The sequence below is a fragment of the Marinobacter sp. CH_CUG1437-1 genome, assembly GCF_037029655.1.
Lineage (GTDB): Bacteria > Pseudomonadota > Gammaproteobacteria > Pseudomonadales > Oleiphilaceae > Marinobacter > Marinobacter salsuginis.
The window spans coordinates 314,275-337,183 of sequence record NZ_JAYMEW010000002.1 but is presented as its reverse complement, the minus strand read 5'-3'; the positions used below and the strand labels follow the sequence as shown (position 1 = coordinate 337,183).

At 56.6% G+C, this 22,909-nt stretch carries 23 protein-coding genes and 1 other RNA gene; 22 read left to right on the top strand and 2 right to left on the bottom strand.

The window, feature by feature from the left end; all coding sequences use genetic code 11:
• The first annotated feature begins 88 nt into the window (after window positions 1-88).
• The 11 genes from ffs (at window position 89) to WA411_RS06900 (ending at window position 9,851) form a co-directional block, all read left to right on the top strand.
• An RNA gene (gene ffs / locus WA411_RS06950) (signal recognition particle sRNA small type) lies at window positions 89-185 on the top strand.
• Window positions 186-352: 167 nt separating this feature from the next.
• The gene (dnaX, locus tag WA411_RS06945) at window positions 353-2,317 is read left to right on the top strand and encodes a DNA polymerase III subunit gamma/tau (protein WP_291910269.1); all 1,965 of its coding nucleotides are present in this window, start codon (window positions 353-355) and stop codon (window positions 2,315-2,317) included.
• Between the two features lie 3 nt (window positions 2,318-2,320).
• Window positions 2,321-2,644: a YbaB/EbfC family nucleoid-associated protein gene (locus WA411_RS06940; protein ID WP_053115401.1), complete on the top strand. Its 324-nt coding sequence runs from the start codon at window positions 2,321-2,323 to the stop codon at window positions 2,642-2,644.
• Between the two features lie 31 nt (window positions 2,645-2,675).
• Window positions 2,676-3,278, top strand: a complete 603-nt coding sequence (recR, locus tag WA411_RS06935) for a recombination mediator RecR (RefSeq protein WP_291910265.1) — start codon at window positions 2,676-2,678, stop codon at window positions 3,276-3,278.
• A 31-nt stretch (window positions 3,279-3,309) separates the two neighbouring features.
• A complete protein-coding gene (locus WA411_RS06930; RefSeq protein WP_291910263.1) occupies window positions 3,310-4,467 on the top strand; it encodes a ribonuclease D in 1,158 nt (385 codons plus the stop codon).
• Window positions 4,464-4,757: a YcgL domain-containing protein gene (locus WA411_RS06925; protein WP_291910261.1), complete on the top strand. Its 294-nt coding sequence runs from the start codon at window positions 4,464-4,466 to the stop codon at window positions 4,755-4,757. Before WA411_RS06930 ends, WA411_RS06925 begins: the two co-directional genes overlap by 4 nt.
• Window positions 4,754-5,200, top strand: a complete 447-nt coding sequence (locus WA411_RS06920; protein WP_069183497.1) for a YcgN family cysteine cluster protein — start codon at window positions 4,754-4,756, stop codon at window positions 5,198-5,200. The genes WA411_RS06925 and WA411_RS06920 overlap by 4 nt, the downstream gene beginning before the upstream one ends.
• Window positions 5,200-5,544: a hypothetical protein gene (locus WA411_RS06915; protein WP_291910259.1), complete on the top strand. Its 345-nt coding sequence runs from the start codon at window positions 5,200-5,202 to the stop codon at window positions 5,542-5,544. The genes WA411_RS06920 and WA411_RS06915 overlap by 1 nt, the downstream gene beginning before the upstream one ends.
• A gap of 20 nt (window positions 5,545-5,564) precedes the next feature.
• Window positions 5,565-7,778 (top strand): VWA domain-containing protein, encoded by a 2,214-nt coding sequence (locus WA411_RS06910; protein WP_291910257.1) that lies wholly within the window; start codon window positions 5,565-5,567, stop codon window positions 7,776-7,778.
• 17 nt (window positions 7,779-7,795) lie between these two features.
• Entirely contained in the window at window positions 7,796-8,638 is an 843-nt protein-coding gene (locus WA411_RS06905; RefSeq protein ID WP_153637395.1) for an AAA family ATPase, read from the top strand.
• Between the two features lie 34 nt (window positions 8,639-8,672).
• The gene (locus WA411_RS06900; RefSeq protein WP_291910254.1) at window positions 8,673-9,851 is read left to right on the top strand and encodes a vWA domain-containing protein; all 1,179 of its coding nucleotides are present in this window, start codon (window positions 8,673-8,675) and stop codon (window positions 9,849-9,851) included.
• 26 nt (window positions 9,852-9,877) lie between these two features.
• On the opposite strand, the gene WA411_RS06895 is transcribed toward WA411_RS06900, so the two are convergent.
• Window positions 9,878-10,591: a Tic22 family protein gene (locus WA411_RS06895; protein WP_291910252.1), complete on the bottom strand. Its 714-nt coding sequence runs from the start codon at window positions 10,589-10,591 to the stop codon at window positions 9,878-9,880.
• Window positions 10,592-10,901: 310 nt separating this feature from the next.
• Between WA411_RS06895 and WA411_RS06890 the strand changes: the two genes are divergently transcribed.
• The 10 genes from WA411_RS06890 to WA411_RS06845 all read left to right on the top strand — a co-directional run bounded on the left by WA411_RS06890 (window position 10,902) and on the right by WA411_RS06845 (window position 20,406).
• A complete protein-coding gene (locus tag WA411_RS06890) occupies window positions 10,902-11,687 on the top strand; it encodes a DUF1194 domain-containing protein (protein WP_291910250.1) in 786 nt (261 codons plus the stop codon).
• A gap of 423 nt (window positions 11,688-12,110) precedes the next feature.
• Window positions 12,111-12,659, top strand: a complete 549-nt coding sequence (locus tag WA411_RS06885; RefSeq protein ID WP_291910248.1) for an AraC family transcriptional regulator — start codon at window positions 12,111-12,113, stop codon at window positions 12,657-12,659.
• 6 nt (window positions 12,660-12,665) lie between these two features.
• On the top strand, window positions 12,666-14,072 hold the full coding sequence (locus WA411_RS06880; RefSeq protein ID WP_291910246.1) for a tetratricopeptide repeat protein: 1,407 nt from the start codon (window positions 12,666-12,668) through the stop codon (window positions 14,070-14,072).
• Entirely contained in the window at window positions 14,069-16,876 is a 2,808-nt protein-coding gene (locus WA411_RS06875) for a tetratricopeptide repeat protein (RefSeq protein ID WP_291910244.1), read from the top strand. Before WA411_RS06880 ends, WA411_RS06875 begins: the two co-directional genes overlap by 4 nt.
• Entirely contained in the window at window positions 16,866-17,351 is a 486-nt protein-coding gene (locus tag WA411_RS06870; RefSeq protein ID WP_291910242.1) for a tetratricopeptide repeat protein, read from the top strand. Before WA411_RS06875 ends, WA411_RS06870 begins: the two co-directional genes overlap by 11 nt.
• Window positions 17,352-17,699: a hypothetical protein gene (locus WA411_RS06865; RefSeq protein ID WP_291910241.1), complete on the top strand. Its 348-nt coding sequence runs from the start codon at window positions 17,352-17,354 to the stop codon at window positions 17,697-17,699. It abuts the gene before it with no gap.
• A 16-nt stretch (window positions 17,700-17,715) separates the two neighbouring features.
• Entirely contained in the window at window positions 17,716-18,387 is a 672-nt protein-coding gene (locus WA411_RS06860) for a MotA/TolQ/ExbB proton channel family protein (RefSeq protein WP_209397174.1), read from the top strand.
• A 9-nt stretch (window positions 18,388-18,396) separates the two neighbouring features.
• Complete coding sequence (locus tag WA411_RS06855) at window positions 18,397-18,927, top strand: ExbD/TolR family protein (protein WP_291910239.1); 531 nt, start codon at window positions 18,397-18,399, stop codon at window positions 18,925-18,927.
• On the top strand, window positions 18,924-19,412 hold the full coding sequence (locus tag WA411_RS06850) for an ExbD/TolR family protein (protein ID WP_291910237.1): 489 nt from the start codon (window positions 18,924-18,926) through the stop codon (window positions 19,410-19,412). Before WA411_RS06855 ends, WA411_RS06850 begins: the two co-directional genes overlap by 4 nt.
• Window positions 19,405-20,406 (top strand): AgmX/PglI C-terminal domain-containing protein, encoded by a 1,002-nt coding sequence (locus tag WA411_RS06845; RefSeq protein ID WP_291910235.1) that lies wholly within the window; start codon window positions 19,405-19,407, stop codon window positions 20,404-20,406. The genes WA411_RS06850 and WA411_RS06845 overlap by 8 nt, the downstream gene beginning before the upstream one ends.
• A 45-nt stretch (window positions 20,407-20,451) precedes the next feature.
• On the opposite strand, the gene WA411_RS06840 is transcribed toward WA411_RS06845, so the two are convergent.
• Entirely contained in the window at window positions 20,452-20,937 is a 486-nt protein-coding gene (locus WA411_RS06840) for a MaoC/PaaZ C-terminal domain-containing protein (RefSeq protein ID WP_291910233.1), read from the bottom strand.
• Window positions 20,938-21,137: 200 nt separating this feature from the next.
• On the opposite strand from WA411_RS06840, the gene WA411_RS06835 reads away from it, so the two are divergent.
• The gene (locus WA411_RS06835) at window positions 21,138-22,814 is read left to right on the top strand and encodes a long-chain fatty acid--CoA ligase (RefSeq protein ID WP_291910231.1); all 1,677 of its coding nucleotides are present in this window, start codon (window positions 21,138-21,140) and stop codon (window positions 22,812-22,814) included.
• Window positions 22,815-22,909: the final 95 nt, after the last annotated feature.

Genomic DNA, 22,909 nt, shown 5'->3' with positions numbered 1-22,909 from the left:
GCCGATTTGTCATTGTAGTGTGCAAACCCTTTTGCTAATATGCGCGCCGCTTTCAGGGAATTGTTCTGAAACGCCGTTATGGTGGCTCCATTGGTGCCCCCGCAACATGAAACCGTGAACCCGGTCAGGCCCGGAAGGGAGCAGCCGCAGCGGTGGAATTGTGTGCCGGGGTGTCGCTGGTGGAGTCACCCCCAGTTTTCTCTCCCCCTCTCGTTTTTATCTTTCTGATTATCCTTGATTGCCATGAACTTATGTCCGGACCTGGCGTGCCCGTTTCCGAGACCGAGTTTGCTTCTTCTGAAACCTCGTCCGTGCTAAGGTTAAACCCGTTTTTCACTGCAGTTGGCGAAACATGAGCTACCAGGTACTTGCCCGTAAATGGCGCCCACGCACCTTCGAGGATATGGTGGGCCAGGAACACGTGCTCCAGGCGTTGATCCACGCCCTGGAAAGCCAGCGTCTTCATCACGCCTATCTGTTCACGGGTACCCGTGGGGTAGGCAAGACCACCATTGGTCGGCTTCTCGCCCGCTGCCTGAACTGCGAAACCGGCGTCACGCCCAATCCCTGCGGTGAATGCTCCAGTTGCCACGAAATCCAGGAAGGCCGGTTTGTGGATCTGATCGAGATTGACGCGGCGTCTCGCACCGGCGTGGATGATATGCGGGAACTGACCGATAACGTCCAGTACGCACCTACTCGCGGTCGCTACAAGGTGTACCTCATTGACGAGGTGCACATGCTGACGAATCAGTCCTTCAATGCCTTCCTGAAGACGCTTGAAGAGCCACCGGAACACGTCAAGTTCCTGCTGGCGACGACGGATCCCCAGAAGCTGCCGGTTACGGTGTTGTCCCGGTGCCTGCAATTCAACCTCAAGCGAATGACGCCGGAGCATATCGCTGGCCACCTCCGCCATGTACTGGGTGCCGAGGATATTCCATTTGAGGAGCCGGCCCTGTGGCTGCTGGCCCGGGCTGCCGATGGCAGTATGCGTGATGCCCTGAGCTTGACCGACCAGGCAATCGCTTTCGGTAACCAGAAGCTGTCGGCCAGTGATGTCAGCAACATGCTGGGCACCATTGATCAGCGGGATATTGAGCGCATCGTTGATGCACTCGTTGAGGAGGACGGCCCGGCATTGCTGTCGGAAATCAGCCGGATTTCCGATTTTGCGCCGGATTACAGTGTGATTCTTGCCGATCTGCTGTCGCTCTTCCACCGGGTCACCATGGAGCAGGTGGTTCCGGGCAGTGCCGATAACGCGCTGGGTGATGCCGAGCAAGTCCAGGCCCTGGCTCGCAAGCTCAGTGCCGAGGACGCCCAGCTTTTCTACCAGTCTGCACTGATCGGCCGGAAAGACCTGACCATTACGCCGGATGCACGTATGGGTTTCGAAATGACCCTGCTCCGCATGCTTGCCTTCAGGCCTGGTGCTGATCGGCGAGAGCCGCCCGCTATAAGTTCTGGTGGTCAGTCTGTCGCCTCCGAGCCACGGGATGAGCCCGACCCGGCGCCGAGACCACAATCAGAATCAGAACAGCCTGAAACGCAGCAGCCACAGTCTGAGCCGGAGACGGAAGTAGCTGAGGAGCCGGTTCGAGAGGCCAGCCAAGCTCCCGCACAGCCAGAGCCGGAACCGGAACCCACACATGAGCCCGAGCCCGAAATGCCGGCCGCCCCGCCTGTTGCGCAGGAGGATGCATCCTGGCTGGCCAGTCTTGATGCCCAGGCCGAGGCAGTTGGAGAATATGAAGAAAACTACCCTCTAAGCGATGACGCGCCGGTGACGGAAGAGCCGCCACCTGACGTCGCCGACGAGCCGGTTGATCAGCCTGCGCCGGCTCCGGAGCCCGCGTTCGTGGAGCCGGAGCCAGCGCCTGAACCAGCGGTAGAATCAGCAGTTGAGCAAGAGCCTGTGCCGGAGGGCGAATTTGTCTGGCACCGGGATTTCCGGAGTCTGGGCATTGTTGGTATGCCCGGTAATCTCGCCAGTCACGGCGCCATGTCGCGGGATGGGGATGTGATTACCCTGACAATCGACGAGGGCCACGCCCGGCTGCTGAACAGCCGGCACGAGGAAAAGATTCTCGCTGCCTTGAGAAACCGCTTTGGCGACTCCATTCAGTTACGTACTGAGCACGGTAATCCCGGCCCCCATACGCCTGCGGCTTATGAGGAACGCCAGCGGAAGGCCCGCCAGGAAGCGGCGGAGGCGTCCATTCGCCAGGATCCGGTCGTAAAGTCTATTGTTGAACGATTCGAGGCGCGGGTAGTCGAAGAGAGTATCCGACCGGCCGAGACAAGCAGGAGATAAGTTATGATGAACAATATGGGCGATATGATGAAGAAAGCCCAGAAAATGCAGGAAGAGATGCAGAAGGCCCAAGAGGAAATTGCCAAGGCAGAGGTGACTGGCGAAGCCGGTGCCGGTCTGGTCAAGGTTACCATGAATGGCCGCCACGACGTTCGTAAAGTGGACATCGACTCATCGCTGATGTCTGAGGAGAAGGACATCCTGGAAGACCTTCTCGCCGCTGCAGTGAACGATGCCGTTCGCCGCGTTGAGGAAAACCAGAAGGAGAAGATGTCCGGTATGATGTCGGGCATGGGCCTGCCACCCGGCTTCAAAATGCCGTTCTGAATTTTACCCTGCCGTCGTTTGAGGACCTTTCATGGCGTTCAGCCCGCTGGTTGATGAGCTTGTAGAATCCCTTCGTTGCCTGCCCGGTGTTGGTCAGAAAACTGCCCAGCGCATGGCTTTCCATTTGCTCGAGCGTGGCCGCTCGGGCGGTACCCGGCTTTCCGAGGCATTGAGCCAGGCCATGACCGGTGTACGTCGCTGCGAAAGCTGTCAGAACTTTGCGGACACCGAAATCTGCGGCATCTGTGAAAATCCTCAGCGACGCACCGGGACCCTTTGTGTGGTGGAAAGTCCCTCGGATTTGCTGGCCATTGAGCAGGCGGGCGATTACCGGGGAAGTTACTTCGTCCTGATGGGACACCTATCGCCCATCGATGGCGTGGGGCCTGAAGAAATCGGCATCGAACGCCTGCTGAAAAGGATCCGCGACGAAGGTGTTACGGAACTGATCCTGGCGACCAACCCGACCGTGGAAGGCGAGGCTACCGCCCATTACATAGCGGATCGTCTTGATGGCCGGGGGATCTTGATTACCCGGCTGGCCCATGGCATTCCGGTGGGTGGCGAGCTGGGCTATGTTGACGGATTTACCCTGACGCACGCATTCCGTGGCCGCAAGCCGCTCTCCGATTGAACCAGAACGAATAATCCTACCAGGCACGTTTATGGATATTTCTGCTCACGCCTCGATGGCTGTTGACGTTCCCCCGGCCCCGGCCAGCATTCATTGGGTCCGGGAGCCGGAAGCGCTGGACCAATGGCTAGAACGATCACCTGGCAAACCTCTGGCTCTGGACACTGAATTCGAGAGGGTAAACACCTTCTACCCGATTCCGGGCCTCGTTCAGCTGGGACTTGGTGGTGAGTTCTGCCTGGTGGACCCTTCCGTTGCGGAGAAATCCCGACGTTTCCGGGAAATACTGGCAGATCCGGGCACCCCTAAGCTCCTGTACGCCATGAGCGAAGACCTGGAATTGTTCCGCCAGTGGCTCAACATTGAGCCTGCCGGTGTGATAGACCTTCAAATTGGTGCTGCAATGGCCGGAGCCGGGTTTTCCCTCGGTTACGCCAGGCTGGTGGAAACTCTTTTTGGCGAGACGCTGGACAAGTCCGCCACCCGCTCCGACTGGCTGGCAAGACCATTGAGCGACGACCAGCAACGCTATGCGATCGACGATATCCGTTTTCTGGAGCCGATGTACCAGTGGGTTAGCCAATTATTGCGTGATCGCGGGCTGGAGGCGGCCCTCGTGGAGGAGTCGGCTCGTTTTGCCGATGAGCTGGCAGGGCAGGAAGATCCGGACAACCATTACCTGAAGCTGCGCGGAGGCTGGACGCTTTCTGCCCAGCAGCAGGGGGTGCTCAGAGAACTGGTTCGTTGGCGCGAACTGGAATGTCAGCGGCGGGACCGGCCGAGGAACAGGGTGCTGGCTGACCCTCTATTGATTGCCATTGCGGAAAGGCTGCCCGGTTCACTCAAGGAGCTTTCCAACATTCAGGGTGTCCCTTCCGGCGCTGTCCGCCGATACGGTGAAACCATCCTTGAGCTTGTTAGCCGGGGGGCGACCGCGGATAATTCCTCCCTTGAGAGGATCGCGCCACCATTATCACGGGATCAGCAGGGCTTCTTCAAAAAGTTAAAGCGTCTTTTCAGGAAAGCTTCAGAAGATGCTGATATTCCGATGGAATTGCTGGCGCCCAGGAAGCGTCTTGAGAAGGTTGTGCAGCATCCCGATCTGGCGAAACATGAATTTTTCCAGGGCTGGCGGGCGCAAGTTCTCGCGCCGGTTCGCGCTGATATCGAGGAATTGCTGAAGTCATGAAAGAGCGAGAGTTCGTTTCCGTTTTCCGCAGCAGCAAGAAGAACGACACCTACCTTTTCGTTCGCCGAGGCCAGAACTGGGAGGATCTTCCCGAGAGCCTCCGGGGTATCTTCGGGCAGCCGGTCCACTCCATGGACCTCGTGCTGACACCCGACCGTAAGCTGGCACGAACCACTGGAAAGCAGGTTCTGGAAGCGATCGACGAGAAGGACTTTTTTCTGCAGATGCCGGAAGAGCAGGAAAACTATGTGGTGGACTTCAAGCGTAAGCTGGAGCAGCGCAATCCATGATTGCCCAGGTGCCGTTCTGGCAGCGTAAACGCCTGAATGAGATGACGGCGCAGGAGTGGGAATCTCTCTGCGACGGTTGCGGCAAGTGTTGCCTCAACAAACTGGAAGACGAAGACACCGGTGAGGTTTACCACACCGACCTTGTCTGCCGTTATATGGACGAGGAAACCTGCCAGTGCACCGTTTATGAAGAACGGCTAAAGAAAGTGCCGGGCTGCACAGTGCTGACACCGGATACCGTCAGCGACTACCATTGGTTGCCATATACCTGCGCCTACCGAACGTTGGCTGAAGACCGGCCGCTGGCCGACTGGCATCCTCTGCGAAGCGGGGATCCGGGCTCCGTACACGAGGCAGGTGTTTCGATTCGCCACAAGGTCATCTCAGAGGACCGCGTGCCGGAAGAAGACTGGGAAGAACACATCATTCACTGGATCCTGTGATGATTGATACTGATGCACAACTGGCCTACGGGATATTCTGGGCCGCCTACGCCATCGCCTTTGTCGTATTCTTTTACATGATGAAGAGCCTTGTGCGTTTCCTTCCGTTTTACGGGGTTCGTACCCTGATTCTTGCAGCCCTGGTGGCCTTGCTGCTTACCCCGGTGGAGTCGCCGGAACTGGCCGGCTGGTGGATTCCGGCCTGGCTGTTTGGCGGTTACGAAATGATTCTCGGCGACGCCGACGCTTCAGGCCGGGCGCTGTTCAATCTCGGTCTGGCTGGATTGGTAATGTTGCTGGTCTGGGTACTGGATCTGGTTCGTTACCGCCTGGTTAGCAAGTAAATCGGGAAAACAATAAAAGGATGGATGCCTTGAGAGAGATGACATCGAGATGGTTGGGCCTGTTCGCGGCTTTTCTCGCGCTCAGCTTGTCTGGCGGGCTTGGCGCCCAGGAGAGCGACGACGTTAAACTGCCAGAACAGTCGGACGTGCGGATCATTGTCGATATCTCGGGTTCCATGAAAGAGACCGATCCGGAGAATCTGCGTCAACCTGCCGTTCGTTTGCTCGCCCGGCTATTGCCAGAGGGAGCCAGTGCCGGTGTCTGGACGTTCGGACAGTACGTCAACATGCTGGTGCCGCACCAGGAGGTGACCGATACCTGGCGGGATATGGCCATCCAGCGTTCCGCGCAGATCAATTCCGTTGCCCTCAGAACCAACCTTGGCGCGGCTATTGAGACGGCAAGCGATGACTATTTCACGGATGGCGATCTGGGGCAGACCCACTTTATCCTGCTAACTGATGGCAAGGTCGATATCTCCGACGATGCCGCCGCCAATACGGCAGAAGAAAAACGGATTCTGGACAGGATTGTGGCGGATCTCATCGAGCGGGGCGCCACGTTTCACCCTGTAGCCCTGTCAGAGGCTGCCGATACTGACTTTCTGAAGGCGTTGGCGACGGAATCCGGTGGCCGTTTCCAGGTGGCCGATACGGCGGATGCACTGAACCTGGCGTTTCTCCAGGCCCTGAACACCGCGGTACCCCAGGAGCAGATTCCGATTGAGGGCAACGGTTTCACTGTAGACGAGGGCGTCAGTGAATTTACCGCCCTGATTTTCTGGGGCGAGTCCGAGACCTCCGCAACACGGGAGCTTGCCCTGGTGCGCCCGGATGAGCAGACCGTCAATCTTTCTGAATTTCCCGATAATGTCCGCTGGGCCAGGGAAGCGGGCTATGACCTGATCACGGTCAATGAGCCGTTGGCCGGGCAATGGCGTATCAATGGCGAGCTGGGCGAGGGCAGCCGGGTAACGGTGGTCAGCGATCTCAGGATGGTGGTTAATCCACTACCACCGTCGTTTACCGCAGAGGACCCGCTGAACATCCGGGTTGGTTTTTTCGAGGAAGGGGAGAAAATCACCAATCCTGATTTTCTGGGTGTGATTGAGGTCAGCCTCAGTATCACCTCGGAAGATGGCCGGAGCGGAACCAAAGTATTGTCTGGTGAACAGCCGCCAGAAGATGGCACCTATCGGGATACGGTGAGTCGATTGCCGGCCGCTGGCCTCTACACTTTTGATGTCGTTGCCGACGGCCAGACCTTCAGCCGCAAGTTCAGTGCGACTGTCGGGTTCACGGTACCTGAAGGGACGGAACCTGCCGATCAGCCATTTGAACAGGTGGAGCCCGAGGTAATTGAATCGGAGCCCGCCTCCGAGCAATCTGAGCCGGAGCCGCCCGTATCCGAGCCGGAGCAATCCGAGCCTGAACCTGCGATATCATCGCCCATCGATGTAAGCCAGGCAGAGGAGCCGGTGACGCCGCCGACACAGGAGCCTGAGCCGGCGCCTGAGCAGTCGGAAGAAACCGAAACCGCCTTTGCAGTACCCTTGTGGATGGTCGCTACAGCTGGCGGTGGTGTGGTTCTGATCGGCGGCCTGGTGTGGTTTGCACTTCGCCAGCGGAAGCAACGCCAGCAGGAGCAGGCAGAGGCCGCCGCAGAACGAGAAACGCTTGAGGATCTGCAGGAGGAGCCTCAACCGGAGCCAGAGGCGAGCGGCGATGCGGACGACAATCTTCAGCAAGAGGAGAGCCATCAGCCAGAAGAAAGCCCTCAGCCAGCAGAAAGCCTTGAGCCGGAAGAAAGCCCTCAGCAGGAAGAGGATGCCGAAATCGAGGAGATTCCGGAGGTCACCGAGGAGGCGCCAGAAGATGATATGTCCGAGCTGGAAGCCGTGATTGATGAGCATGAGGCCACTCTGAAAGCGGAAGATGAAGCGCTTTCTGAATCCGAAATGGAATCGGCCGATGACCTGGAAGAGGACATTCCAGTGGCCGATACGCCGGTGGAAGAAGAGCATGCAGAGACGGATGAGGATATCCCTGAGTTGGAGGATGTCGCCGATCCATCCGACGCTGACGAGCCGGAAGAAGATGACGAGGAAGAGTTCGGGCTTGAGGATTTCGATTTGTCCGAGTTCGACGATTTACCCGATTATGATCAGGATGAGTCCGGATTGCCCGAAGACGATCCGAAGAAAAAGCCCGATCAGAAAGACCAGAAAAAGTAACCAACAGGAACCAGAGCATGAAGTTTACCGGTACCGAGAAATACGTAGCCACCGATGACCTGCAAATGGCCGTCAACGCAGCAATTGCGCTTCAGCGCCCGCTGTTGATCAAAGGCGAGCCGGGCACCGGGAAAACCCTGCTGGCGGAGGAAATGGCCGCCGGCCTGGGCATGAGGCTTATTCCCTGGCACATCAAGTCCACCACCAAGGCTCAGCAGGGTCTCTACGAATACGATGCAGTTTCCCGTCTGCGGGACTCCCAGCTGGGCGATGAAAAAGTCAAGGACATCAGCAACTACATCGTCAAGGGCAAGCTCTGGGAGGCCTTCGAGGCGGACGAGCAGGTGGTGCTGCTGATCGACGAGATCGACAAGGCGGATATCGAATTCCCCAACGACCTGTTGCTGGAACTCGACCGGATGGAGTTCTTCGTCTACGAGACCCAACAGTCGGTGAAGGCGAAAAAACGCCCGATCGTGGTGATCACCAGTAACAACGAGAAGGAATTGCCAGATGCCTTCCTGCGCCGGTGTTTCTTCCACTACATCAGCTTCCCGGACCACGACACCATGCAGAATATCGTGGACGTACATTTCCCGGGCTTGCAGCAGGAAATCGTTCGCGATGCCCTGGAAGTTTTCTTTGATGTGCGTAAGGTGCCGGGCCTGAAGAAGAAACCGTCTACCTCGGAGCTGATTGACTGGCTGAAACTGCTGATGGCGGATGAGCTGTCTGCGAAAATGTTGCAGGAGAAGGATACCAGCTCGGCGCTGCCACCGCTTTACGGGGCCCTGGTGAAGAACGAGCAGGATGTGCACCTGCTGCAGAAGCTCGCTTTCATGGCCCGTCGTCGCAGCTGATTCTCGGCAAGCTCATTGGCAAGAGTCACGTTCTATGTTGATTGATTTTTTTCTTGAAGTCCGGCGCGCGAGGGTGCCAGCCAGCCTGAGAGAGTTTCTGGATCTCCTGGAAGCCTTGCAGAAGCGGCTTGCCTTTGCGGATATGGAGGAGTTCTATTACCTGTCCCGTCTTTGCCTCGTCAAGGACGAGCGCCACTTCGACAAGTTTGACCGCGCGTTCCAGGCTTACTTTGAAGGAATCGAGAATCTCGACGACCTGCTTGAAGCCCTGATTCCGGACGACTGGTTGCGGGCCGAGTTCGAGAAGCACCTGTCTGAGGAAGAGAAGGCAAAGATCGATTCTCTCGGAGGCCTGGAGGAGCTGATTGAGACCTTCAAAAAGCGGATGGAGGAGCAGCAGGAGCGTCACGCTGGCGGGAACAAATGGATCGGTACCGGCGGTACTTCACCCTTTGGAGCTAACGGTTACAACCCGGAGGGGTTCCGGATCGGCCAGAAGAATGGTCGTCACGGCAGGGCCGTGAAAGTCTGGGAAAAGCGCGAATTCAAGGATCTCGACGACAGCGTGACCCTGGGCATCCGCAACATCAAGGTGGCGCTGCGCCGACTGCGGAAGTTCGCCCGCCAGGGCGCGGCGGACCAGCTGGATATGGATGACACCATCCGTTCGACAGCTCGCAATGCCGGCTATCTGGACCTGAAAATGGTGCCCGAACGACACAATGCGGTGAAGGTGCTGATCTTCTTTGATGTCGGCGGTTCCATGGACCCCCACGTCCGAGTGTGCGAGGAACTGTTTTCTGCTGCCCGGCTAGAGTTCAAGCATATGGAATATTTTTACTTCCACAATTTCATCTATGAGAGTGTCTGGAAGAACAATGTCCGCCGCATGAACGAAACCACCAGCACCTGGGACATCCTTCACAAGTACACGCCCGACTACAAAGTGATCTTTGTGGGTGACGCAACGATGGCTCCCTACGAGATCTCCCACCCCGGTGGCTCGATCGAGCATTGGAATGAGGAAGCGGGCGCCACCTGGTTCCAGCGCATCACCGAACATTTCCGGAAGGTTGTGTGGATCAATCCGCTCCCGGAGAGTTACTGGGGCAATGGGGGATCGTTGGGAATGACGAAGCAACTCGTTAACGACCACATGTACCCGCTAACGGTTGAAGGCCTCGAATCGGCCATGAAGCAACTGAGCAAGTGACAAGAGGGAGCCTCAGGGGGCTCCCGTTACTGAGGCGGAATAAAAAGTACGTTCTTAGTTTCCAGGCGACCATCAATCATATCGCCAACTGCTGTCCTCAATGGAATTGCTGAGACAGCTAACTTACCTTCAAAATCGTTGTTTTGGTTGACCATCAGATTGAGCGCGGCGAACGCCCGTTGAGACTCGACGAAGAACGGAAGCGAGTGGGTTCCGTCGGCGTTTTTCATAGTCAAAAATCCACTCCCATCCTTCATACGAACCGCGAAAACTGGCGTTTCATTAAAACTATTGTTATTCGTGATTCTGCGAGCGGCATCAACTTGGGCTGGATCTGCGATCAGAGCGTGTTTTAGCTCGGATTTCTCTCTATTTCTCATACTCGAATAAATCTCACCAAGACCCTCCTGAACAACCGTTGTTTTAACCGGTGGTTTTTTCGTCAGCAGGTCATCCTGTAGTGATTCGGCGGAGCCAGCGTAAAAAAAGACTGGCACAACAGAGGCTTCGTCTACTCCGGGATCAATGGTATAGATCTCCCCGGTCGTCTGCTTAAGGAAATAAACAGGCACCGCGTTGAGCTTTTCGGTTATGGCTTTCAACTCCTTTCCGTTTTCCGCATCTCCGGCAAGCGCAGCTGATGTGAGTAATAAACACAGTGCCGTCAGACTGTAAGTGGTGAGGCGCTTGCTACCAACAAATTTCAGCAGGGAATTTAACGGGTTTTCTGGGAGTTTCATGGCAAATCCTATGCGCTTGATGGTGTTCTGTCTCAGTTAACTACAGCTTCCCCAGAATGGCAAATGGGCGAAAAAACTCCGTAAAAGTTCTCGAATAATTTACATGATGGTGTCGACATATTTTACGAATGCAGCCGGATTTTTAGAACTCTGGCTCCGGGGTCCTAAGAGATTCAAGAGGAAAAACAGAGTCATATGGGATGTGGAATAAGGATTGCTTTTCCCGGGTTGGAGCCTTCCGAGGCAACGACGCCGCAGAGTCAGTGGCGAAAATAACGCAAGAAAGCGTAATTTGATATGGAGAATCATTATGAGCGTTTTTAAGAAAATTTTCGGGGTCCTGTTATTGGCCTCGGTAGCTTACTTTCCCTGGGTGGCGCAGGCAGTTCCTACCCAGGTTGATCTGGAGTTGGTGCTTGCAGTCGATGTGTCTGGCAGTGTGGATAGCAACGAGTATGCGGGTCAAAAAGCGGGTTACATAGCCGCTTTTAATGACGCAGCGATCCAGAGCGCTATTACTAGCGGCAAGTACGGTAGTATTGCCGTCACCTATGTGGAGTGGTCATCAAGCAACCAACAGGCAAAGTTGGTTGACTGGACTCTGATTGACAGTGCCGCCAGTGCCAGTGCTTTCGCAAGTGCAATAAACAGCACGAACCGAGCGTTTGGTAACACCACGGGAGTTGGAGCTGCTATCGAGTATTCAGCAGGCCTGTTTAGTTTTAACGATATGGCAAATGCCAAATATGTGGGCGATCGCAAAGTTATTGACATCTCTGGCGATGGGACGAACAACACCGGCATTTCTCCTGCGGCTGCCCGGGATGCTGCGTTGTTGGCAGGCGTAACCACCATCAATGCGATTGCGATTCAAAACCTTTCTCTTGAGAACTACTTCAAGAATAACGTAATCGGTGGTCCCAACGCATTTGCAACGTTTGCGGCCGATTTTGAGGACGATTTTTCTCAAGCGATAAAGGACAAACTTTTCCGCGAAATTACCGAAAAACCGGTTCCGGAGCCCGCTACCATTGGCCTGCTCGGCCTTGGTCTGGCAGGCTTGGCTTTTTCCCGTCGTCGTAGGCAGGCCGCCTGACAGGAAGATTGACATAGTATTGACTTTAAACCCTCCTAGGTGGAGGGTTTTTTATGCCTGGAATACAGTGAGGGCGAAAAAAAGCCGATGCGGTTGAGGGCATCGGCAAAGCTCGGCATATCAAGCGGGGTTACCTTAAGGCACTCCCGCCGAGTTTCAAAGTGCAAATACAGGGCCAGTTGAATTAAAAGCCGCTAAAACAGTCGTTTAAAATAAAGCTTATCGCCGTAATCTTGCTCGCGCTTCGATATCCTGCCAGCTCTGTCAAATAACTCGACACTCTTCTCAATTTCGAACTGCCGAACTCGCGTTTTTCATTTGGTGATCTGGATACCGTTCTTGGCGGTTACCAAGTGTTACGCTTTCTGCCGATCTGTTACAGAAGTTTTCATGAGTTACAGAGGCTGCAAAGGCAGGAGGCTTATGTTCGGCACACAACAAACACAAAGGCGCCGGATAGCACATCGAAGGGTAGTGGCCATCGGATCCGTTATTCTTGCATTGCTGACCGCTCCAGCAATACCAGCGGCCGGGCTTGATGAAGAGCTCGAACGCCTGAGCGCCGAGGTCGCCAGTCACTCCGAGCGCGTGTTTGCCCTCGAACAAAAGGTGCTGCACCCAGCCAATACCCGGCTGGCAGTTTTTCTGACACTTCAAAGCCGGGATGCCCTCGATCTCGATTCCGTCGAGCTGTACGTGAATGGCCAGCCAGTGGCCTCCCACCTGTATTCCGACAGAGAGCGAGCTTCACTTGAACGGGGCGGAATACAGCAGTTGTTCACCGGGAATCTGGCAAACGGCGAGCATGAGTTGAAAACGGTCATTACCGCTCGCTCTGCCGATGATGATTTTGTGCGTCGGGAATCCACGCACCGTTTCAGAAAACGCCCCGGCGTTCTGCGTCTGCAATTGAGCCTTGAAGCCCGGGCTCCCGATTACGAACCCCGGGTTTCTTTCGTGGAGTGGGAGTAGGGCGTCATGGTGTTGCGGGTCCTGCTGGTTCCGGTACTTCTGACTGTCTGCGGGTTTTCCTTAGCGGCTACGCCGTCAATGCCGGACGAACTTCGTTCTGGCCTCACGGAATTCCGACAGGCCGGGGATGTTGGCATCAACCTTGGTGATGGCCGACAGCAAGCGCTCTTCGAAGCGGCGGAAAAGGCAAGAACTGAGGGGCGTACCGATGAGGCCGGGCGAATCCTGGCCGGAATGAAAGAAGGCTACTGGGTGGCTCTGGGTTACCTCAATCTTGCCAGCGATTACGCGAAAACCGATCTCAACCCGGCCAGGGCGCTGGTTGCTCTGCGGGTAGCGTTAGCCATGTCCGAGGGCGACGACAATTCCGGTCGCAGCGAGCACCTGAAGAATAATCTGCTGGTCCGGGCGGGCTACCTTGCTTACCAGCATGGCGAGTTTGACAAGGCGATAAGCTTCCTTGAGAAGGTCGCTCTCGATAGCTTTAACACCCCCAGGGCACTTTATCTCCATGGTCTCGCCCTGGCTGAAAAAGGCAATCATCGCGGCGCCATGCAGAGCTGGCACCGGGCCCGGAAATATCCTCTGGCGTACCCTGGTGTCGCTGACGCCTGGATTGGCATGGGCAGGGGCTACGACCTTTCCGGCTATCTCGGGCAGGCCGGTGAAGCCTATCTGGCCGCCAACGCTGCCTTTGAGAGTGAGCGGGTGACTCTCCGCAAACTGGCGGGGAAGATTCGCGAACAAGGGGCCTACAAAACCCTGGTGGAAGATGCCCGGGAAACCGGGGTCGACTGGTTTCTTGCAGACAGTCGCACACTGACCCAGCCAAGGATGGCCTATCTCCTGGGATTCCTGGAAGAGACGAATGCCCAGAACGCTGCGGGGAGGGTGGCAGCCCTTCGCTCGATGGCCGCGAGACTGGACCGTTATGAGCACGACCTTGAGGTATTTCAGGAAGCGCTGACGGAACAGCTGGTCGGGATTCACGATCAGGGCTCCAGGCAACGCACAGCTGATCTCATTGCTAAAGGTGAAGAGCTCGGTGCACGGCTCCAGCGGCTCGCGGATAACAACGGTCCCGGCGGGCAAGCCCGTATCGAGGCCCTCCGGAAAACTCTCTCGGACGCTCAGGTGCGGTTAAGTCAGGTCAGGAGCAATGCATCGGGCCAACCTGAAATCCTGGAACGTTTACGTCACACAGCCGCCGCGCTGACAGAGCGCAACGAAGCGCTTGCTTCGTCTGTTCATCAGTTGCTCAAGGCATCTGAAACGGCGCTGGACGACCTGGCTCTGGATTATGTCGAGGCCAGGGACCGGCAGATGGCCTTTGCACTGGACAAAACTGAACAACAGATTGCTCACCTGTATGAATATCTTGCCCTCCAGAATCTGGAGGAAACAAAGCCATGATCCGGCCGATCCAGAGCCTCTGTCTCTCCCTGCTTCTGGTTGCGCCGGCTATGGCTCAGGAATCCTTCCGTGTGGAGCTGGGCAGGGACGGCGAGACCATCGGGGATATGCGTCCGGTTTTCCTGACCTTTGAAAGCCGGCCCATGCCGGCTATCTCGCCCTCGGAAGTTGCCCGGCGTTATCACCGCCTGTTCAGGACATCCGACGAACCGGAGGTGAGAATTGATGCCCTTAACCGTCTGAGCAATATCCGGGATCGTTCAGGTGAAGATATCGGGTTCTCTCCGGCTGAAGAGGAAAGGGTCTACAGCGAGGCAATCAGCAGTTACGAGTCGATTCTGGGGCGCGGCTCCTATAGTGGCCGGCTGGATGAACTGCTTTACCAGATGGCCAAGGCCCATGCTCTGACAGGGCAGCAGAGTGCGTCTATCCAGAGGCTGAAACAGCTGATCGGGCTGTACCCTCAATCGCCTCTGGTGCCGGAGGCAAGGTTCCGATTGGCAGAATCCGCCTTTGCCGCTGGCCAGTACGCCGAGGCAGAAAACGGCTACCGGCACCTGGTTACATCCGATGACAGCGAAGAGTTCAGCACAAAGGCCAGATACATGCTTGGTTGGAGCCAGTTCAAGCAGGGGCCGTCTGCCTGGAACAGGGCTGCCGCAACCTTCGTCGAGGTTCTGGATGAGTTTTTGCCGCAGGAACAGAGCCTGGAGTCGGTCAGTGAGTCCAGCGTTGATACTATCGACGATACCTTCCGTGTCCTGGCATTGATGGCCGCACGAAACAGTGGCCCGGACACCCTGATTTCCTGGCTGGATAGAGAACGGCCGCGTCCCTGGGAGCACCTTCTTTTTGACCGCCTTGCAGACTATTACGCCATCCTTGGCAACACCCGGGCCAGTGTCGCCGCCAACACGGCCTTCATTGAGTATTCCCCAAATCACAATTCGGTTCCAGCCTTCCTGTTGCAGGTGGTGGATGTCTGGCAGGCAGCCGGTGACGTCGAGCAGGTTCGCGCTGCCCGGGCTCGATTCGTCGAGACTTATGGCGCGGAATCGGCCTTTGCTGAGCTGGATGGGGACGAGCGAGACAAATGGCGGAGTTACAGCAAGCGCCTGGCGGACTATCACTATGATCTGGGGGCACGCGCGGCGGAGCAGGAGCAGGTTGCAGCTTCTGGTCAGGCCTTTGCAAATGCCGCATCCTACTATGAAGGACTGTCGCCCAGGGTAGCTCAGAGTGGAGAGATCCAGCGCCTTGCTGGAGATGCTCGACTTCAGGCAGGGCAGTTTGCGAAGGCGCTCGTGAACTTTCGCAAGGCTGCCTACGAAGCGCCCGGTTACAGCGAGGCGGCTGATGCTGCCTGGGCCGCAGTCATCCTGTTAAGAGATGGTGTCGACCAAAAGCTCTCGACTGCTGCATTCAGGCCCGAACTGCAGGATCTCTCAAACGAAGCCAATCGCTTTGACGAGCGTTTCGCCGATGATGGTCGGATTTCCGGTCTCATGGCGGATCTGGGCACCCGCTGGCTTTCAGTGGGCGACCATGAGCGGGCACTGGATTATGCGTCGCAGGTTCTCACGGCAGCCGGGGCATCGCCGGCGGAGCAATATACAGCCTGGCAGGTGACAGCCCGGATTCGCCAGAAGGAAGGTGAGTATGGGTTGGCAGAGCGGGCCTGGAATCAGGCGCTGGATCTTGCGGAGGGCGATCAGCTAGAAGATGTGACCGACGACCAGCGCGCGGCCGTTCGCCGGCAACTGGCGACGGCGGTCTTTCGCCAGGGAGAGATGGCAGTCTCTCGCGGCAGGTTCAGAGAGGCTGTAGGTCACTTCCGACGGGTTGATTCAGTGTTACCCGGCTCGGAAATCGCCATTCGGGCACGGTACGACGCCGCCAATACCTTGTTGAAAGCATCAGACTGGGAAGCCGCTGTGGCGGACCTGCAGGCGTTTCGTGCCGACCACCCGCAACACGAACTGGCCGAGGGTATCAGTGACAAGCTGGTACATGCCTGGATTCAGTCCGATAAACCGAGCCAGGCGGCATCAGAATTACTTCAGGCCGCTGACAATAGCGCCAACCCCTGGGGCCTGCGGATGCGGGCCGCAGAATTGCTGAATGAGGCCGGAAATATTGCCGAACGGAATGCCCTTTACGTGGATTACCTTGCAACGGGTCCGAAAGCTGCCGACGGATCTGAGCACGAGCGGCTTCAGTCATTCCGTTATCGCCTGGTAGAGACGGGTGAGGATCCGGACTCCTGGCGGGAAGCCCTGGTTCAGGCAGAGCTGGACAGTGCCTGGCACAGTGCAGACACACTTGAGTGGTCATCCCGTGCATCCCTGGTGCTTGGCGCCCGGGCAGCAGCGGTGTTTACCAGTGTCAGCCTGAGCCAGCCTCTGGAGCAATCATTGGACCGCAAACAGAAGGCCCTGGAAGCGGCCAGACAGCGATTTCTCGATGCCGAAGCCCTCGGTGGCGAGCGAGTTCTATCTGAGTCTTTGTTCCGCAGGGCAGAGCTCTACCGGGGCCTGGCCAAAGACCTGATGGCCTCAACCATCCCTTCGGACCTGAATGAACTTGAAGCCATGCAGTACCAGATGCTGTTGGAAGAGGAGGCTTACCCTTTCGAAGAAAAGGCGATTCAACTACACACCGAAAATCACCGCCGGATTGCAACGGAAGGCTACGATGCCTGGATCGGGCGAAGCCTTGGCGTTCTTGCGGAACTGCATCCAGGCCGTTACGAGCGAAGCGTCAAATGGCTCAGTTGGAACATGAGGTCGAAAGATGGCGTTTAACCCGTTTCCTAAAACAGCACTGCGCTCAGTACTCCTTTTGCTCTTGGTGCTGGGTGGTTGTGCCGGCCAGGAAATCCGACAGCCGAAGGAGTCGGTCAAGACAGATCCGGAACTGGCCGCAAAGTTTGAAAATGAAGGTCGCACGGCCTTCGAAGAGGGCCGGAAAGGTACGGCTGTAAAGGCCTGGAAAAAAGCCGTGGAGTTGGACCCGACCAACGCTGTAACCGTGAACAACCTGGCGCTCGTGCTCAAGGACCAGCACCAGTTCGCAGAAGCGGCCAAGTTGTTGGAAACAGGCCTCGCCTATTCACCAGATGTGGCGGAACTGCATTTCAATTTGGCGGTAATCGCTGAACTCTATCTGCTGGATCTGGAAACAGCCCTTGTGCATTACAGCCGTTACCGGGAGCTGACGGAAGAAGACGACCAGCAAGTGGCCGGCTGGATTGCGGATCTGGAACGGAGGCTGGAATGAATGTTTGAAATCCGAAAAACCGCCAAAGCTGTCTTTGCCGTGCTGATGTTTGCAGGCCTTCAGATACTGGTTAGTACCCCGGTACAGGCGGATGGGGATGACACGGTCCGGCTCAGTGTTGAGGGTCTGTCTGCAAGTCTTGGCGAAGACGAGCCCCGGGTACTCTACATATTGCCCTGGCAGGCGCCAAGCCTGCCACGGAGACCAAGGGCAGATCTGAATAATGAAGCGCCGGAACTGGTGCGCCCGGCCGATCCGGTCGCCCTCGAGCGACACCGTTTGTTCCGCGAAAACCTCAACCCTCTGATCCTGAGTCCCCTTGGGGGCTCGGCGGTGACTGCGCAGTAATAACAGGAGAACAATCATGCTGGACACCATCGTACGTTTTTTCCAGGAAGGCGGGCCTTTCATGTACCCCATTGCCATCGTACTGGCGTTGGGGCTGGCCATTACTCTGGAACGGTTCTTCTATCTCTCGGCGGTGAGGCGGCGCAACCGGATTGCCTTCGAGCAAGGCATTCTGCCGCTACTCAGGAAGCGGGATTATCAGCGGGCCATGAAAGCGGCCACTAATTCCGATAGTGCGATTGCCTCGATCATGGGGGCCGGGATCGGCCGGTTGCTTAGCAACAGCCGGCGAGAGGATATTGAATACGCCATGGAAGAAGGCTTGATGGAAGTACTGCCGCGCCTGGAGAAACGCACCCAATACCTGGCGACCCTGGCCAATATCGCCACTCTGCTTGGCCTGCTGGGAACTATTATTGGTCTTATTGCGGCGTTTACCGCAGTGGCGGCGGCAGACCCTTCCCAGAAAGCCAGCTTGCTGTCCGAGAGTATTTCAGTGGCCATGAATACCACAGCCTTCGGTCTGATGTCGGCTATCCCTCTGCTCATGTTCCATGCAGTACTGCAAACACGGACCAATGAGATTGTGGACAGTTTCGAGATGGCCGGCGTGAAGTTGCTGAACATGGTCTCTGATTCTGGTTCGACCCCTGTTGCGGGCAGTGCCGCCCGGCCATCCGCTGCCTGAGTATATGCCATGAGACGCCGTCACCGCAGGTTAAGTACATCGCCGGAACTGGATATCACCGCCTTTCTCAATCTCATGATTGTGTTGGTTCCGGTTTTGTTGCTTGGCATGGTGTTCAGCCAGGTCCGGATGATCGAGCTGAATTTTCCGGGTATGGAAGCAGGGCAGACGCCGGAGCCAGAGGAGTTACGGCTTGTTGTTACCCTCATTCCGGAAGGTATCGAGATCGCCGACAGTAGTCGAGGTCTGATCCGGGTGCTTCCGGTGGATCAGCAGGGGCAGAATTTCGAGGGTCTCCGAGCGGTTCTCCGCCAGATCAAGAACCGGATGCCGGATAAAACCGACGTGGTGCTCGAGGTAGGACCGGACATCGATTACCAGACACTGGTTACGGCAATGGATACCGTTCGCTCGTATCCGGCTGTGGTTGCGGCCAGCGTGGTGGAGGGGGAGCTGTTTCCTGATGTCTCGCTGATGGATGCGCCTGAAGGCAGACAACTTGCGGCAAACGCCAGTGCCGAAGCAGGGGAGGGGGCATGAAAACGTCCCGCAAGGCAACAAGAATTCGTCGGCATTACGGCCGGATGCACAAGCCCGGTGGTTTGAACCTGGTATCGCTTATGGACATCTTCACCATCCTGGTTTTTTTCCTGATGGTGAATTCCTCGGATGTGAAAGTGATGCAGAACACCGCAGATGTGCCATTGCCCAAGTCCACGGCGCAACAGGAGGCTGTTGAGAGCCTGACAGTTCAGGTAACGGGCAATGCCATTCTGGTTCAGGGCAGCGAAGTGGCAAGACTGGAGGGTATCGAGACCGGTGACACCTATATTTCCGGCCTTTCGGAAGAGCTTTCCTGGCGCCGTAATCGCTGGTCCGAAATCCCGGAGGAGGGGCTTGAGGTGACCATTATGGCTGGGCGGAATACCGAATATCGGCTGCTTCGCAAAGTCATGCAGACCTGTGTGGATGAACAATATCGGCGGGTGCGTCTGGCCGTGGAAGGGGAGGTCCGTAATGGCTGATAACGCACATTCCCCGTTGGCGGGTTCGGGGCTGCCATGGAGCAGTGACCTCGACGAACGTCGAAGATTCGCAGTTATTATGGTGGTGATGTTGGCGCTGTTTCTGCCGCCGGCGTTCCTGGTCCCGATGCTGGAAGTGCCGGAAATTGAACGCAGCGAGGCCGAGAAGGTTCCGCCCCGGCTGGCGCGCCTGGTGGAAAAGCCGAAACCGGTCATGCCGCCGGAGCCGGTCCAACCGGAACGTGAGCCCGAGCCCGAGCAAGAACCGGAAGTGGTGAAAGAGAAACCAATACAGCCGAAACCGGAGGTGGCCAAGGCTGAGCCAGATCCTGAGCCTGCCCCGAATCCGGAAACCAAACCTAAGGCCATATCCGAGCCGGAGCAGAAACAGACCGCCGAGCAAGCCAGGGAAAAAGCGGCCCGATCCGGGCTGCTGGCCATGAAAGACAAACTTGCTTCACTCCGGTCGCCTGAACCGACCCAGGCCCGAGAGTTTGCGGTCAACACACAGTCGGAGGTGGTCGACGCAACAAACTCTCCCGAGGAGCCCCAGCAAGTCCTGAGTGGAAGTGGTGGTGTTGAGGACGCTCCGGCGCCTGAAACCACCGTGGCTGTGGCTGGGCATGAGGTGAAAGCAGTCGAGGCTCCCGAAGAAAAATCCCGGGAAGTGGCTGCGAAACCCGCAAAGGCCGAGCCATCGGTTGGCGAACGGGCAATGAGCAATATCCGGAAGGTCTTCGATGCCCAGAAATCGGCGCTCTATTCCATGTATCGGCGGGAACTGCGGCAGGACCCGACTTTGGAAGGCAAGGTTTTGCTCGAACTGGTCATCGAGCCCGATGGCTCCGTCTCCGCCTGTGAGGTGGTCAGCTCAGAGCTTGAACATCCCAAACTCGAGCAGCGGATTGCCATGCGGGTGAGGCTGTTCAATTTCGGGGCTGACAGTGTTGAAGCACGAAAGGTCAGATTTCCGATTGACTTCCTACCCGGGTGAACCGGCTCATCGGGCAGTCAGTGAGAACTGCCCGATGCAAGAAACTCAGTTTTCGATGGTAATTTTGGGCAGCCGGGGCTTGTGCAGAGAAACTTTCTCCGATGGCGCAATCACCTTCGCTTCTCCTGTGACCACCTGCTGATCGTTCTGGTTGCGTACATCGCACTCGACCACGACCCGGCCTTTCGGTTCTTTCCGAAGGACTTTCAGCTTTACGGTGAGCGTGTCGTCCAGTTTCACCGGGCGCTTGAAGGACAGGCTCTGATCGAGGTAGATGGTACCGGGGCCAGGCATAACCGTTGCCAACGCCGCCGAGATCAGGGAGCCGCTCCACATGCCATGGGCAATCCGTTCTTTGAACATGGAGCCGGCTGCAAATTCGGCGTCCAGGTGTACCGGGTTTACATCACCGGAGACCGCTGCAAACAGCACCAGTTCATCCTCGGTGAGGCTGCGCGTGAAGGTGGCTGTGTCGCCCTCATTCAGCTCGTCGTAGGTGATATTCTCCAGAGTATCAAGGGTATCGCTCATCGCGTGCTCCGTGCTGTTGGCATTAAAGTACAGGTGTTCTGGTCGGTGTTCGGGTCAGAGTCTCGAAAACTACCTCATCGGTTACAAAACTGCTATTCTCTCCCCACTTTTTTGAGGCTGATACTTTTGTAGGGTTGATTTTTTAAACAACTTGACATTGGTAAATCATTACAATCAAAAGCGCCAAACAGGAGATGGTGATGGATTTTGAGCAGTTCTATCAGGATAAATACCCCGCCGGCGTGCCCCGCGAGGTGGACCTGAACAAGTACAAAAGCATGGTGGATGTGTTCGAGCAGTCGGTCAAAAAATTTGCTGACCGTCCCGCATTCAGTGCTGTTGGCGCAACGCTCACTTACCGTGACCTCGACACCCAGAGCCGTAACTTCGCGGCTTGGCTCCAGAACAAGACAGATCTGAAACCTGGCGACCGTATTGCTGTGCAGATGCCGAACGTCAGCCAGTATCCGGTGGTTGTATTTGGTGCCATGCGAGCTGGCCTGATTGTGGTGAATACCAACCCGCTTTACACCACGCGGGAAATGGAACATCAGTTCAATGATTCCGGTGCCAAGGCCCTGGTGGTTCTGGCCAACATGGCCGAGAACGCCGAGAAAGTGCTGCCGCACACCGGCATTGAGCATGTCATTGTGACTGAAATTGCGGACATGCACTCGCCTATCAAGCGCACCCTGATGAATGCGGTGGTCAAGCATGTCAAAAAGATGGTTCCGCCTTTCAACCTGCCCCGGGCGCACAAACTGCCGGCCGTTCTGAGTGCCGGCGCCCGAGAGAAATTTACTCCGGTTGAGTGCAAGCAGGACGACATTGCCGTGCTCCAGTACACCGGTGGCACTACCGGTGTGGCGAAAGGCGCGATGCTGACCCATGGCAACCTGGTTGCGAATCTGCTGCAGACCCGTCCGATGATGGAAGACATGGTGGTTGAGGGGCAGGAAGTGGTGATTGCCCCCCTGCCGCTGTATCACATTTATTCCTTTACCCTGAACTGCGGCATCATGCTTGAGGCGGGTGCTCACAACGTCTTGATTCCAAACCCGCGGGATATCCCGGGCTTTGTGAAAGAGTTGAAGAACCACAAATTCTCCGCATTCCTTGGCCTGAATACACTGTTCGTTGCGCTTTGCAACAATGAAGAGTTCCAGGACCTGGATTTCAGCAGCCTGAAACTGACTTCATCGGGCGGCATGGCGCTGACCAGCGACACCGCCAAAATGTGGGAGCGGGTAACCGGCTGTGAGATTTGCGAAGGCTTCGGCATGACCGAAACGTCGCCTGTGGTGACCTTCAATCCGCACAGCGCTATTCAGATCGGCACCATTGGGCTTCCGATTCCGTCCACGCAGGTTAAAACCATTGATGAAGAGGGCAATGAGACGCCCCTGGGCGAGCCCGGCGAACTGTGTGTCAAAGGCCCACAGGTCATGCGCGGTTACTGGCAGCGTCCGGAAGATACCCAGAAGTCCTTCACCGACGATGGCTACCTGCGTACTGGCGACATTGCGTTGATCCAGGAAGACGGTTACATCCGCATTGTGGATCGCAAGAAAGACATGATCATTGTCTCGGGCTTCAACGTGTTCCCGAACGAGATTGAAGATGTGGTCAGCAGCCATCCCAAGGTGGTCGAGTGTGCGGCCGTTGGCGTACCTGATGCCAAGAGCGGCGAGGCGGTCAAGGTTTACCTGGTGCCTACGGCTGAGGGCGTGACAGAAAATGAACTCAAGGAGTTCTGTCGCGAGCGGCTCACCGCCTACAAAGTGCCCAAGCAGTTCGAGTTCCGGGACGAACTGCCCAAGACCAATGTAGGCAAGATCCTTCGCCGTGAGCTGCGTGACGAGGCGAACAACAAGTAAGCCTTTCCAGCAGTTGATCAAGGAGAACCCTGCTTCGGCGGGGTTTTTCCGTTTTTAAGATACCGACTTTCCCGATAGACTGTCGCCCAATCGAA

Bases quoted from the DNA above. Each gene is read 5' to 3' on its own strand.
- WA411_RS06890 (WP_291910250.1), top strand. From the start codon at position 10,902: ATGAGCGTTTTTAAGAAAATTTTCGGGGTCCTGTTATTGGCCTCGGTA.
- recR (WP_291910265.1), top strand. From the start codon at position 2,676: ATGGCGTTCAGCCCGCTGGTTGATGAGCTTGTAGAATCCCTTCGTTGC.
- WA411_RS06845 (WP_291910235.1), top strand. From the start codon at position 19,405: ATGGCTGATAACGCACATTCCCCGTTGGCGGGTTCGGGGCTGCCATGG.
- WA411_RS06940 (WP_053115401.1), top strand. From the start codon at position 2,321: ATGATGAACAATATGGGCGATATGATGAAGAAAGCCCAGAAAATGCAG.
- WA411_RS06870 (WP_291910242.1), top strand. From the start codon at position 16,866: ATGGCGTTTAACCCGTTTCCTAAAACAGCACTGCGCTCAGTACTCCTT.
- WA411_RS06895 (WP_291910252.1), bottom strand. From the start codon at position 10,591: ATGAAACTCCCAGAAAACCCGTTAAATTCCCTGCTGAAATTTGTTGGT.
- WA411_RS06855 (WP_291910239.1), top strand. From the start codon at position 18,397: ATGAGACGCCGTCACCGCAGGTTAAGTACATCGCCGGAACTGGATATC.
- WA411_RS06885 (WP_291910248.1), top strand. From the start codon at position 12,111: ATGTTCGGCACACAACAAACACAAAGGCGCCGGATAGCACATCGAAGG.
- WA411_RS06930 (WP_291910263.1), top strand. From the start codon at position 3,310: ATGGATATTTCTGCTCACGCCTCGATGGCTGTTGACGTTCCCCCGGCC.
- WA411_RS06900 (WP_291910254.1), top strand. From the start codon at position 8,673: ATGTTGATTGATTTTTTTCTTGAAGTCCGGCGCGCGAGGGTGCCAGCC.
- WA411_RS06865 (WP_291910241.1), top strand. From the start codon at position 17,352: ATGTTTGAAATCCGAAAAACCGCCAAAGCTGTCTTTGCCGTGCTGATG.
- WA411_RS06920 (WP_069183497.1), top strand. From the start codon at position 4,754: ATGATTGCCCAGGTGCCGTTCTGGCAGCGTAAACGCCTGAATGAGATG.
- WA411_RS06840 (WP_291910233.1), bottom strand. From the start codon at position 20,937: ATGAGCGATACCCTTGATACTCTGGAGAATATCACCTACGACGAGCTG.
- WA411_RS06875 (WP_291910244.1), top strand. From the start codon at position 14,069: ATGATCCGGCCGATCCAGAGCCTCTGTCTCTCCCTGCTTCTGGTTGCG.
- WA411_RS06915 (WP_291910259.1), top strand. From the start codon at position 5,200: ATGATTGATACTGATGCACAACTGGCCTACGGGATATTCTGGGCCGCC.
- WA411_RS06850 (WP_291910237.1), top strand. From the start codon at position 18,924: ATGAAAACGTCCCGCAAGGCAACAAGAATTCGTCGGCATTACGGCCGG.
- WA411_RS06905 (WP_153637395.1), top strand. From the start codon at position 7,796: ATGAAGTTTACCGGTACCGAGAAATACGTAGCCACCGATGACCTGCAA.
- WA411_RS06880 (WP_291910246.1), top strand. From the start codon at position 12,666: ATGGTGTTGCGGGTCCTGCTGGTTCCGGTACTTCTGACTGTCTGCGGG.
- WA411_RS06925 (WP_291910261.1), top strand. From the start codon at position 4,464: ATGAAAGAGCGAGAGTTCGTTTCCGTTTTCCGCAGCAGCAAGAAGAAC.
- WA411_RS06860 (WP_209397174.1), top strand. From the start codon at position 17,716: ATGCTGGACACCATCGTACGTTTTTTCCAGGAAGGCGGGCCTTTCATG.
- WA411_RS06835 (WP_291910231.1), top strand. From the start codon at position 21,138: ATGGATTTTGAGCAGTTCTATCAGGATAAATACCCCGCCGGCGTGCCC.
- dnaX (WP_291910269.1), top strand. From the start codon at position 353: ATGAGCTACCAGGTACTTGCCCGTAAATGGCGCCCACGCACCTTCGAG.
- WA411_RS06910 (WP_291910257.1), top strand. From the start codon at position 5,565: ATGGATGCCTTGAGAGAGATGACATCGAGATGGTTGGGCCTGTTCGCG.